This window comes from Pseudomonas sp. ICMP 8385 (genome assembly GCF_002699915.1).
Taxonomy (GTDB): Bacteria; Pseudomonadota; Gammaproteobacteria; order Pseudomonadales; family Pseudomonadaceae; genus Aquipseudomonas; species Aquipseudomonas gessardii.
In genome coordinates this window covers 154918-165829 of record NZ_LKBY01000146.1, presented here as the reverse complement: position 1 = coordinate 165829, position 10912 = coordinate 154918, and the positions used below count along the sequence as shown (strand labels likewise).

Below are 10912 nucleotides of genomic sequence, written 5' to 3'. Positions count from 1 at the left end.
CTATCCCAACCTCTTTAGACTTTCCCCGATTTTCCCAGCCCTTTCGCTACCAGTTGCTCGTAAAGTTCGGCATAGGGTGCAACGGCCTGGCCCCAGTTGAAGGGGGCGGCCATGGCCCGGCAGCGCATGGCGTTGAGCAGGTCGGGGAAGGCGAATACCTTGAAGGCGCGATTGAGGGCCGCTTCATAGCTTGGCACGGTGGATTCATCGAACAGGAACCCGGTCACGCCGTCTTCGATGGTGTCGGCCAGGCCGCCGGTATTGCGCGCCACCGGCAGCGAGCCGAAGCGCTGGGCGTACATCTGGCTCAAGCCGCACGGCTCGTAGCGCGAGGGCATCAGCAAAAAGTCGCTGCCGGCGAACATGCGGCGGGCGTCGGTTTCGTTAAAGCCGATGCGCACGCCGATGCGGCCGGGGAAACGCAGGGCCAGGGCGCGCATGGCCTGTTCTTCTTCCGGCTCGCCACGCCCGATGATCGCAATCTGCCCGCCATGCTCGACGATAAAACCGGCCACGGCTTCGGTCAGGTCCAGGCCTTTTTGGTACACCAGGCGCGACACCACGGCAAACAAGGGGCCGGTGGATTCATCCAGGCCGAACAGCTGGCGCACATGGCTGGCGTTGACCGCCTTGCCTTGCCAGTCGCCGATATTGAAGGGGTGATCCAGGTGCGGGTCGGTGGACGATTCCCAGCTCTCATCGATGCCATTGGGGATGCCACTGAGCAGGCCTTGCTGGGTCTTGCTGGCGAGGAAACCGTCCAGGCCGCAGCCGAACTCGGGGGTGGTGATCTCCCGGGCGTAGGTGGCGCTGACCGTGGTGATATGGCTGGAATAGGCCATGCCCGCCTTGAGGAACGACATCTTGCCGTAGAACTCCATGCCTTCCTGTTGCAAGGCATGGTCGGGAATCCCCAGTTCCGGGCACGAAGCCAGGCTGACCACGCCCTGGTAGGCCAGGTTATGGATGGTAAACAGGGTGGGCGTGCGTGACCCACGCCAGTGCATATAGGCCGGGGCCAGGCCCGCCGGCCAGTCATGGGCGTGCACCAGGTCCGGGCACCAGTGGATTTGCGCGAGGTTGGCGGCAATATCGGCAGCGGCCAGGCCCAGGCGGGCGAAGCGGATATGGTTGTCGGGCCAGTCGCGACCGTTGTTGGCGCCGTAGGGCGTGCCTTCACGCTCGTACAGCTCGGGGCAGATCAGCACATAGATGACCAGGCCGTCCTTGAGGTCCATGCGCCCGATCTTGCACGGCGGCAGCGCAGCATGGCCCCCCAGTTCGCCGATGATATGGATCGGGTTGTCGCTGTCGAGCACTTGGCGGTAGCCCGGAATCAACACCCGCACATCATGCAGATGGGCCATGGCCCGGGGCAGGGCGGCGGACACATCGCCCAGGCCACCGGTTTTCACCAGGTCAGCCAGTTCCGAGGTCACAAACAGGACTTTCTTGCGATTGGGGTTTTGAGACGAGACCGGCCGCACTGTGCCGGGAAGGTCAACCAGAGTGGTTGGCCCATCGACCGGCTGACTGAAACGCTGTCCCTGAATTCCCGAAGCGGCACTGATCATCGTTATCTCCCATGTGTTGGTCAGCCGAGAGCCTGGCGCCCTCGGCGAAAGTCAACCGCGTCCTGCGGTCACGCGCACTAGCACTGCACAGACTGGCAAGGCTTATGCCAATTGCACCGAACTGATAGATAGATTGGATGGGCGGACGTCCGGCTGGTGCCGGTGGCGTGCGCCCTACCTTAAACCTGACCTGCGGCAGAGTTGGAAAGTTTCGATTTTTTGCGGGGGCTTTTATTCTGATCGATGACCCATCGTTCTTCAGTCTAGGACAGAGCCCAGGGCCTGCAAGGGTTGTAGGACAATTTAATTTGCAACACCCGTGTCGGCGGGGGTTGCCTCTTGATGGGGCGTCGGGGGCGGGCTGCTCGATAGCAGTGCAGCAGGCTACTTAAAGTGATTTATCAAGATATAATTTATATATAAATCATGAAGTTAAATTATATTCATGAAGTCAAATATCAAAATTTTTCATGCAAGCACCGCCCGCCCGCCATGCCTGGATACCCTTAAGAAGCTCAGAGCGCCTGCAACCCTTGCAACAGCGCCTGATGAAAGCGCACAGGCTCTTCCATCTGTGGTGCATGGCCCAGGCCCGGGAACTCCACCAAGGTCGAGCGGGGGATCAGCTTGGCCACCTGCTTGCCCAGTTTGTCGTAGTGACCGAGCCTGGCCTTGACCTCGGGCGGTGCGTTATCGCTGCCAATGGCGGTAATGTCCGATGTCCCAATCAACAGCAGGGTTGGCACCTGCAGGTCCTTGAATTCGTAGTACACCGGCTGGGTGAAGATCATGTCGTAAATCAACGCCGAGTTCCACGCCACCCGCTTATGGCCAGGCCCCTGGTTCAGGCCGACGAGCATGTCCACCCAGCGTTCGTATTCAGGCTTCCAGCGGCCATCGTAGTAGGTCTTGCGCTCGTACTCGCGCACGCCATCGGCGCTCAGTTGCAACTCGCGCGCATACCATTGGTCGACGCTACGATAGGGCACGCCCAGGGCCTTCCAGTCTTCCAGGCCGATCGGGTTGACCAGTGCCAGTTGCTCGGTCTGTTTGGGGTAGAGCAGGGCGTAGCGGGTAGCCAGCATGCCACCGGTGGAGTGGCCGACAAGGGTGGCCTTGGGAATGCCGAGCTTTTGCAGGAGCTGATGAGTGTTGATTGCCAACTGCTGGAAGCTGTACTGATAGTGCTCAGGCTTGCTGGAGGTGCAGAAGCCGATCTGATCCGGGGCGATCACCCGGTAGCCGGCCTCGCTCAGGGCCTTGATCGAGGCCTCCCAGGTCGCACCGCAGAAGTTCTTGCCATGCATCAACACCACGCTGCGGCCATTGGCGGGGCTTTTGGCGGGCACATCCATATAACCCATTTGCACGGCCTGGCCCTGGGACTGGAAGTCGAAGTGTTCGAGCGGATACGGGTATGGGAAGCCTTGCAACTGCGGGCCATAGCTTGGGTTTTGTATGGCTGCCAAGGCAGGCAGGGCGCAAGTGGCCAGCAGGCCGGTAAAGAGAAACGAGCGTGTCAGCGGCATGGGAAGGCTCCTGGGGCGATGCTCCCGGATGCTGTGGCGGGTGGATTAAGCGGGGATTAACCTGTTACAGCAAGCTACAGGCTCTGTCCGTTTGGATCGACCAGGAAGAAGAGCGTAGCCGCCTGACACGCGAAGCCTTGGATGATGTTGACGCTGGGCGCGTCATTGACCACCAAGCGGTCCAGGCCTGGGCAGATAGCCTCAGCACAGACACCCCGTTGCCGGTACCGCGCTAACTTGAAGCCCTCGCGACTGGCGGTGTTACATCCAGTGCAGCGTGACCATTGCCACCATGGCATAACGGGCCGCCTTGGCCAGGCTGACGATCAGCACAAAACGCCACAGCGGTTCCTTCATCACCCCGGCCACCAGGGTCAGGGGGTCGCCGATGATCGGCAGCCAACTGAGCAGCAGTGACCAATGGCCCCAGCGTCGATAATGGCGGCGGGATTTTTCCAGCTGCGTGGCGCTGACGGGGAACCAGCGGCGGTCCTTGAACAGCTCGACCGAACGCCCCAGCAACCAGTTGACCCAAGAGCCCAACACATTGCCCAGGGTCGCGATGCCGAGCAGCAACCACAGTGAGTAGCTGCCATTGAGCAGCAGCGCCACCAGCACCGCCTCCGATTGCAGAGGTAACAGTGTGGCGGCGCCAAACGCGCTGAAAAACAGCCCGGCATAGCCCGCGAGCATTGCTCAGCGGGCCGGGTATTGGGCTACCACTACGTCTTTGCCTTCGCGGGTCAGGCCAATGACTTGATACGCGTCGCTCATGCCCTCGGTTTCCATCCCCGGCGAGCCCATGGGCATGCCCGGGGCCGCGATGCCCAGCAGGTCGTTGCGCTTGCGCAGGGCCAATACCTGGTCGGCAGGCACATGGCCTTCGACGAACTTGCCGTCGATCACGGCGGTATGGCACGAAGCCAGGCGCGGAACCACGCCCAGGCGCTGCTTGACCGCGCTCATATCGGCTTCGACATGGTCATTGACCTTGAACCCGTTGCTTTCCAGATGGCTGATCCATTGCTTGCAGCAGCCGCAGTTGGCGTCGCGGTGCACATCAATCGGGATCAACTCGGCCGCCTGGGCCAGGGTGGTCATGAACAGGGCGGATAGTAAAGTCAGGCGCAGGGTGGTTTTCATAGACAGGTCCCATCGGTTACGGAGTGCGCAAAGAGGGCGCATTGTCCGTGCTTTTGCGCATCAGGTGAGGTGGTTATGTTTCTAAATTATACGGGCACGCGACAAGCACGCAGCTTAGCGTCCGTAGCTGTCGGCAAACTGAGACAAAGATGACAGTTTTGTCAGCTCAAGACGCTTCCAGGCGCTGCTTGAGTTGATCCATGGCCTGATTCGACAGCTCGACCATGCGCACTTGCAAGGCCTGCAGTTGCAGTTCGGTCTCATAGCTCAGCACCCGGGTGAACAAGGTGCCGCTGCCGCGAGCCTGGAGAAAGTAGTGAATGCTGCCATCGACGGCGAGTGAGGTAAAAACGGTCTTGAACTCCCGGGGCGGCACGGCGATCTGCACCCGGTAGCTCATGGGCACGCGCACGCCCATCAGGTCGATTATCTCGGTGAAGCGCTGACCGGCGGGCAGTGAACCACGGGTGCCGGTGTCTGCGCTCAATGAGGTGGGGTGCCACTCGTGCCAGCGATCCGGCTGGGTCACGTAGTCGTAGACGGCTTCGATGGGGGCTTGGATGTAACGCTCCTGACTGATCCGCTCGGCGTGGATCCGATGATCGACGGCACTCATGGCACACCTCCTGTGTGGCGGGAACGGGCACTGGGCGCTAGTCAGAATAGTCGGCGTTACGGGCATTGCACGGGCAGGCTGCCGGGCACCACTGGCAGAAGGGCACCAACTGCGATGAAAAGCAATAAAAAACAACTTTTTAGACTGTCAGATTTGACAGTTTTTAATATTCACCACTCGTTATCTAATGGGCGCACACCCTACTAATCAGTCACTTGGATGGTGAGAATATGTATATCGATACGCGTAGAAAAAACCCAAACGACAGTGTCTGTTTAAAAGGAACAATGACGGCAAAAATAACAATAGGAGGCACTTCTGAACCGGATTTTGTGGCGGACTATGTTTGGTATGGCAACCTCCAGAATTCAGTTCACCTATACGGTGACCGAGGGATATCACCCAATCTTACGGCTATAGAGGCGGCTTTGGAGGGAGGCACTCCCACTGGCAAGTATGAGTACGATGACAAGGAGCTCCGCTCCTTGGATTATTATTCGTTGGATTCATTAAAACCCTGGCTGACAAAAAGCGGCCACATTGACGTTACGTTTTCTTCAGACAGAAAGCGTGCTCACGGAACGATGCTGATTGAGGCCGAACGGGAAAACACGAAGTTGACGGCGAATGTGAAGTTCGACATAGAAAACTTATGACCGTCTCTTATGTGCCAATGGCTCCCTTATATATAAAGGGAGCGATCCTTTCCGATCAGAGCTGATAGTGCTTCAGCTCCCGGGCAATCACCATGCGCTGGATCTCACTGGTGCCCTCATAAATCTGGGTGATCCGCGCATCCCGGTAGTAACGCTCCACCGGGTAGTCTTCGAGGTAGCCATAGCCGCCATGGATCTGCATCGCCGAAGAGCAGACCTTCTCGGCCATTTCCGACGCGAACAGCTTGGCCTGGGAGGCCTCGGACAGGCACGGCTTGCCGGCACTGCGCAAACGCGCGGCATGCAGGATCAGCAGGCGGGCGGCATTGAGGCGGGTCTGCATGTCGGCCAGCAGGTTGGCCACGCTCTGGTGCTCGATGATGGCCTTGTCGAACTGCACCCGATCCCGGGCGTAGGCCAGGGCCGCTTCAAAGGCGGCGCGGGCGATGCCCAGGGCCTGGGCGGCGATGCCGATGCGCCCGCCTTCGAGGTTGGACAGGGCAATGGCCAGGCCCTTGCCGCGTTCGCCCAGCAGGTTGGCCTCAGGCACGCTGCACTGGCTGAGGGTCACGGCGCAGGTGTCCGAGGCGCGGATGCCCATCTTGTGTTCGGTGCGGTCCACGGTAAAGCCTGGGGTGTCGGTGGGCACCAGGAACGCCGAAATGCCTTTTTTGCCCAGCTCCGGGTCGGTCACCGCAAACACGATTGCCAACTTGGCCCGCTTGCCATTGCTGACAAACTGCTTGGCACCGTTGATGACCCATTGGCCATCGCGCAGTTCGGCGCGGGTGCGCAGGTTGTGGGCTTCGGAGCCGGCCTGGGGTTCGGTCAGGCAGAAGCAGCCGATGGCCTGGCCACTGGCCAACTCGGCCAGCCAGGTCTCTTTCTGCGCGGGTGTGCCGTAGTTGAGGATCGGCCCGCAACCCACTGAATTATGGATACTCATCAGCGCGCCGACCGCACCGTCGCTCGCCGAGATTTCCTCGACAGCCAGGGCATAGGCTACGTAGTCCACATAGGTGCCGCCCCATTCTTCCGGCACCACCATGCCCAATAGGCCCAGTTCGCCCATCTTCGCCACCAGGCCGTCATCGATCCAGCCGGCTTTTTCCCAGGCCTGGGCATGGGGAGCGATTTCGCCACGGGCAAAGTCGCGCGCCATGTCGCGAATCATGATTTGTTCTTCTGTAAATTCAATGTCTTGCATGAGTTAGTTCCCGTTCTTCGCGAAGTCTTGGAAGAAGCTGTCGACGTGTTTTTGGTCCAATGCCGCTAACGTGGGCGGGTTCCAGCGCGGGGCTTTGTCCTTGTCGATCAATAGCGCGCGCACGCCTTCGATCAAGTCGCCGCGGGCGAACCACTGGCGGTCCAGGTGCAGCTCCAGGGCAAAACAGTCTTCCAGTGCCAGGTGGCGTCCGCGTCGCAGCATTTGCAGGGTGACGGCCATGGCCAGCGGCGAACGGGTGTGCATGAGTTGGGCGGTACTCACGGCCCATTCATGGCTGTCGGCCACGGTCACTTGCTGCAGTTGCTCGACAATGCTCGGCACATCCGGCTGGGCAAAGAAGTGGTCGATGGCCGGGCGCAGGGCCGCCAGCGGCGCATCCGGTAATTGTTGCAGCGCAAGCTTGGCCAGCAGGCCCTGCAGGTCTTTGAGCGGCGAGTCGTGCCATTGCAGGTGGTCGAGCTTCTGGTCCAGTTCGGCCAGCCTGGCGCTGTCGAGATACCAGTCGGCCAGGCCGCAATACAAGGCGTCGGCAGCGCGGATCTGCACCCCGGTCACCCCCAGGTAAATCCCCAGTTCGCCGGGAATGCGCGGCAGGAAGTAGCTGCCACCCACGTCCGGGAAATAACCGATGGCCACTTCCGGCATGGCCAGGCGGCTGCGCTCGGTGACTACCCGCAGGTCGGCACCCTGGACCAGGCCCATGCCGCCGCCCAGGACAAAGCCGTCCATCAGGGCGAGGATCGGCTTGCGGTAATGATGAATGGCCAGGTCGAGGGCATATTCCTCGACGAAGAAGTCTTCGTGCAGGGTGTCGCCGCGCTTGAAGCTGTCGTACAGCGAGCGGATATCGCCACCGGCGCAGAAGGCCTTTTCACCGGCGCCGCGCAACACCACGGCGTGCACCTGCGGCTCATCGGCCCAGGCGCGCAGGTGCGCCGAGAGGCTGCGGACCATATCCAGGGTGATGGCGTTGAGGCCGGCGGGGCGGTTGAGGGTCAGGTGGCCGATGTGGTTGCGTACTTCGGCCAGGACGCTGTCCTGGGAGGACTCGGTGCTGCATGTCGCCTGGGACTGAGCCTGAGCGGTCATCTGTAACTCCCTGCTTTTATTGTTCTTTATCAAAATGATTCGGGGGCGAACCCTCGCTCGATCGTACCAGTGCAAATTTGCCCAGTACAACCTGGAATCCTGCAGGTCATCTTTGCATTTATGCAGCAGGTCATGGATAAAAAACCAGGGCGTGTACGCCTAGACCCGACTGGCCAGCACCTGGCCAATACTGCGGCGGCGGGCATGGTCTTCGGCGATATGGATCAGCTCTTCCAGTTCGCTGGGGGTGACATCGAAAAACTGCTCCATTTGCGCCAACGCCTGCTCCAGGTCCACGGCGGTGATTTTTGCGTCCACCTCCTGGGGCCGCAACGGCACCATCAGCGGCGCCTCGCTGGGGCCCTTGGGGTAACGGGTGCGGGTCAGGTTGTTGTAGGCCAGGGCCGAGAGCAGTAAAGTGCCAGCGCCGAGCATTACCGGCCCGACTTCCTGCCAGCCCAGGGCGATAGTTGCCGGGTCCGCGAGGACCAGGGTCATGGCCAGGCCGCCCGAGGGCGGATGCAGGCAACGCAGCCAACACATCAGGATCACCGCCAGGCCCGCCGCAAGGCAGGCGCTGCCCAGGGTACGTCCCAGGACACGGACCACCAGCAAGGCCACCACACTGGCACACAGGTAGCTGCCGACGATCGACCATGGCTGGGCGAGGGCCCCCGATGACACCGCAAACAACAGCACGGCGGAAGCCCCCAGCGGGCCCAGCAGGTGCATGGCCACTTCCAGGCCAAATACCTGGGCGCAGAGCCATACGGTCAACAGGGTGCCCAGGGCCATGCCGATGGCGGCACGGCTCCATTCGGCGGGACGGGTATTGATAGTAGCGGGTAACCAGCGAGCGAGCATTGCGGGGCAATCCAATCTAAATATAAGGAGGGGGGTAAGAAGAGGGGGCCAGACAAGGGCCCACCCAGTGGCGAGCGGGCCTCAGGCAAAAAGAAGGGCTTTGCGGTTTCCCGTAAAGCCCTTCAAAAGTTCCCACATCAGGGGGAGGAACCGGCGCAGTGTGCCGATCAAACAAAACGGCCGCCAATGCATATTAATGCAGGTTAAGTGCAGTAATTTTGCATCAATACGGCTCCCGCCCCGGGCTGATCTTGCCCAGCACCCGGTCGTGGTTCTCTGCGTTGATCAGTAGCTTGTGTACGCTTTCCCGCAGGTGCGGGTTGTTGGCCAGCGGCCCCTTGAGCGCCACGAGGGCGTCGCGCAGCTCCATCAGCCGGTCGAGGGTGACCGGGATATAGCCGACATGTACAGGCTCGATGGCAGCGGCAACAGGCGATAGCTCGTCAGGCACGGCAGCGGTCCTCTGAGGCGTCTTGTGAACGCATGGCGGTAACTATGTAGCGCAGATGTAAAACGAGTTTACCGTTGGGGTCATGGGGCCGGTAGGGGAGTCGCTACCGGCATTTACGGATACAAACGTAGGAGCTTTCTTGATAGTGCCCACTCAGGGCGCCACTTTGTCCAAGCGCAGCAGCACATAGGTGTTTTTATCGAAGGGCCCCGTAAGGACCGGCGTCAATCCGCGCCAGCGCGGCGCGTCGAGGCGCTCGAAGTCGGCCTTGTCCATCACCAGCCACGCCGGCGCCGGCAGCGCTGCCAGGTCGGCCGGCGCCTGGGTGAACAGCGGCACCCGGTCACACGTCACGTTGACCATGAACTTGATGGCCTTGGCATCTTTACCCAGGCCATGCAACACCAGCGGCGCCGGGTGCTGCTGGATCAGCGCATGGGCCTCGCGACTAAAGGTGCGGGTGTCGTACAGGCGGCGCTCCAGGGGTTCGACCACCAGGATATAGACGCCCCACACCGCCAGCACCGCGCAAAACGCCGGGCCTACAGGGCGCCAGCGCCACTTGAGGAGGAGCCCGGCGCTGAGGACCTGCAAGCCGATCAGCAAGCCCAGCACACCCTGGAAGTGCTCCAACTGCGCCCCAAAACGCTGGCGAGCGACCAGCAGCGCCCCGATCAACAGGCCCGGTGTCAGCGCCCACACCCCCAGCATCAAGCCCCGCAGCCCTTGGAACAGGCGCCCATCGGCCCGCTGGAACGGGTACGCGGCGATGATCGCCACCATGGGCAACATCGGCAACACATAGCGCGCTTTCTTCGCTTCGGGGATCGACAGGCCCACCATCACCATCAACCCTGCGGCCATGCAACCGAGCAACAACGGCCAGCCGCTCTGCTCAGTGCGCCGGCCACTGAGCAGCAGCGCAAGCAGGGTCAGCAGGGCCAACGGGTACGCCAGGGCATAATTGCCCAGGGAGCTGGTGAAGTAATACCACCCGCTGCTGGACCCTTCGCGGCCGTCCAGGCGCCCGAGGAACTGCATACGGATCACGTCTTGCATAAAGGTTTCGCCACCACTGAGCTTGGCCAGCAGCAACAGCAGGCCGACGCAGGCCCCCAGTAACGCCAGGGCCAGCAGGCCGACGCTGAACAACCGGCGCCACTGGCGGTTGAGCAGGTAATAGCTGCACAGCACCCCCGTGGGGATCACCAGGCCGATGGGTCCACGAATCGCAAAGCCGAGCAATAACAGGAGCAATAGCCAGGGCAGGCGCCGCGCGCTGGCGAAATGATCGTGGGCATAGCCCAGGTAAAAGACGCCCAGGGTCACCGCCGCCAGCATCTGGTCCAGGGACACCGCGCGGGTTTCGCTGATAAACGTGCTGCTGAGCAACAACAACGCGATGCTCAGCAGCGCCCAGCGCTGGGAGTAAGGCGCGGTCAGGCGGTAGACCAGCACGACAATGAACGCCGATGCAACGGCGGTCGGCAGCCAGGCACTGAGGCTGGTGACGCGCCCCAGGGGCAGCGATAACAGCCAGGTCAGCAGGGTCGAGGTCGACAGGTAATCGGCATACGGCTGGCCATAGGTGGTGGGGAAAAACCCCGGGCCGTGGCGCAGCATCTCCTGGGCAAACAGCACAAAACGCGAGTCGAAACCAATGATCGCCTGGTTCCAGTTGCCGGCGATAAACAGCAACAGCGCCAGCAGGCCGAGGCCCCAGGACTGGCGACGCAGGGCAGGGTCGAGCCTCTTGTCCACG

Annotated in this window: 11 protein-coding genes and 1 pseudogene; 2 read left to right on the top strand and 10 right to left on the bottom strand. The window is 61.3% G+C overall.

Annotated features, from left to right (window positions below):
- Positions 1–14 precede the first annotated feature (14 nt).
- Positions 15–1574: a glycogen synthase GlgA gene (gene glgA, locus AO268_RS29275; RefSeq protein ID WP_099170677.1), complete on the bottom strand. Its 1560-nt coding sequence runs from the start codon at positions 1572–1574 to the stop codon at positions 15–17.
- A gap of 515 nt (positions 1575–2089) precedes the next feature.
- Positions 2090–3103, bottom strand: a complete 1014-nt coding sequence (locus tag AO268_RS29270) for an alpha/beta fold hydrolase (protein WP_076960984.1) — start codon at positions 3101–3103, stop codon at positions 2090–2092.
- A gap of 77 nt (positions 3104–3180) precedes the next feature.
- Here AO268_RS29270 and AO268_RS33590 point away from each other — a divergent pair.
- A pseudogene (locus tag AO268_RS33590) lies at positions 3181–3339 on the top strand (CopG family ribbon-helix-helix protein); the annotation flags it as partial.
- 25 nt (positions 3340–3364) lie between these two features.
- Here AO268_RS33590 and AO268_RS29260 read toward each other — a convergent pair.
- The 3 genes from AO268_RS29260 to AO268_RS29250 form a co-directional block, all read right to left on the bottom strand.
- On the bottom strand, positions 3365–3796 hold the full coding sequence (locus tag AO268_RS29260; protein WP_099170676.1) for a YqaA family protein: 432 nt from the start codon (positions 3794–3796) through the stop codon (positions 3365–3367).
- A gap of 3 nt (positions 3797–3799) precedes the next feature.
- Positions 3800–4246 carry a DUF411 domain-containing protein gene (locus tag AO268_RS29255; protein WP_099170675.1) on the bottom strand — a complete coding sequence of 149 codons (447 nt, stop codon included), beginning with the start codon at positions 4244–4246 and terminating at the stop codon, positions 3800–3802.
- Positions 4247–4412: 166 nt separating this feature from the next.
- Entirely contained in the window at positions 4413–4862 is a 450-nt protein-coding gene (locus AO268_RS29250; RefSeq protein WP_099170674.1) for an SRPBCC family protein, read from the bottom strand.
- Between the two features lie 230 nt (positions 4863–5092).
- On the opposite strand from AO268_RS29250, the gene AO268_RS29245 reads away from it, so the two are divergent.
- The gene (locus tag AO268_RS29245) at positions 5093–5518 is read left to right on the top strand and encodes a hypothetical protein (protein ID WP_141562855.1); all 426 of its coding nucleotides are present in this window, start codon (positions 5093–5095) and stop codon (positions 5516–5518) included.
- Between the two features lie 55 nt (positions 5519–5573).
- Here the strand turns inward: AO268_RS29245 and AO268_RS29240 are convergent, their stop codons facing one another.
- From AO268_RS29240 to AO268_RS29220, 5 genes are all read right to left on the bottom strand, one after another.
- Positions 5574–6725, bottom strand: a complete 1152-nt coding sequence (locus AO268_RS29240) for an acyl-CoA dehydrogenase family protein (RefSeq protein ID WP_099170672.1) — start codon at positions 6723–6725, stop codon at positions 5574–5576.
- 3 nt (positions 6726–6728) lie between these two features.
- Positions 6729–7835 carry an enoyl-CoA hydratase/isomerase family protein gene (locus tag AO268_RS29235; protein ID WP_099170671.1) on the bottom strand — a complete coding sequence of 369 codons (1107 nt, stop codon included), beginning with the start codon at positions 7833–7835 and terminating at the stop codon, positions 6729–6731.
- 159 nt (positions 7836–7994) lie between these two features.
- Positions 7995–8699: an HPP family protein gene (locus tag AO268_RS29230; RefSeq protein ID WP_076960977.1), complete on the bottom strand. Its 705-nt coding sequence runs from the start codon at positions 8697–8699 to the stop codon at positions 7995–7997.
- A 223-nt stretch (positions 8700–8922) separates the two neighbouring features.
- On the bottom strand, positions 8923–9150 hold the full coding sequence (locus AO268_RS33405; protein WP_236309876.1) for a type VI secretion system contractile sheath small subunit: 228 nt from the start codon (positions 9148–9150) through the stop codon (positions 8923–8925).
- 153 nt (positions 9151–9303) lie between these two features.
- The gene (locus AO268_RS29220) at positions 9304–10911 is read right to left on the bottom strand and encodes a glycosyltransferase family 39 protein (RefSeq protein WP_099170670.1); all 1608 of its coding nucleotides are present in this window, start codon (positions 10909–10911) and stop codon (positions 9304–9306) included.
- Position 10912: the final 1 nt, after the last annotated feature.

Bases quoted from the DNA above. Each gene is read 5' to 3' on its own strand.
- glgA (WP_099170677.1), bottom strand. From the start codon at position 1,574: ATGATCAGTGCCGCTTCGGGAATTCAGGGACAGCGTTTCAGTCAGCCG.
- AO268_RS29270 (WP_076960984.1), bottom strand. From the start codon at position 3,103: ATGCCGCTGACACGCTCGTTTCTCTTTACCGGCCTGCTGGCCACTTGC.
- AO268_RS29260 (WP_099170676.1), bottom strand. From the start codon at position 3,796: ATGCTCGCGGGCTATGCCGGGCTGTTTTTCAGCGCGTTTGGCGCCGCC.
- AO268_RS29255 (WP_099170675.1), bottom strand. From the start codon at position 4,246: ATGAAAACCACCCTGCGCCTGACTTTACTATCCGCCCTGTTCATGACC.
- AO268_RS29250 (WP_099170674.1), bottom strand. From the start codon at position 4,862: ATGAGTGCCGTCGATCATCGGATCCACGCCGAGCGGATCAGTCAGGAG.
- AO268_RS29245 (WP_141562855.1), top strand. From the start codon at position 5,093: ATGTATATCGATACGCGTAGAAAAAACCCAAACGACAGTGTCTGTTTA.
- AO268_RS29240 (WP_099170672.1), bottom strand. From the start codon at position 6,725: ATGCAAGACATTGAATTTACAGAAGAACAAATCATGATTCGCGACATG.
- AO268_RS29235 (WP_099170671.1), bottom strand. From the start codon at position 7,835: ATGACCGCTCAGGCTCAGTCCCAGGCGACATGCAGCACCGAGTCCTCC.
- AO268_RS29230 (WP_076960977.1), bottom strand. From the start codon at position 8,699: ATGCTCGCTCGCTGGTTACCCGCTACTATCAATACCCGTCCCGCCGAA.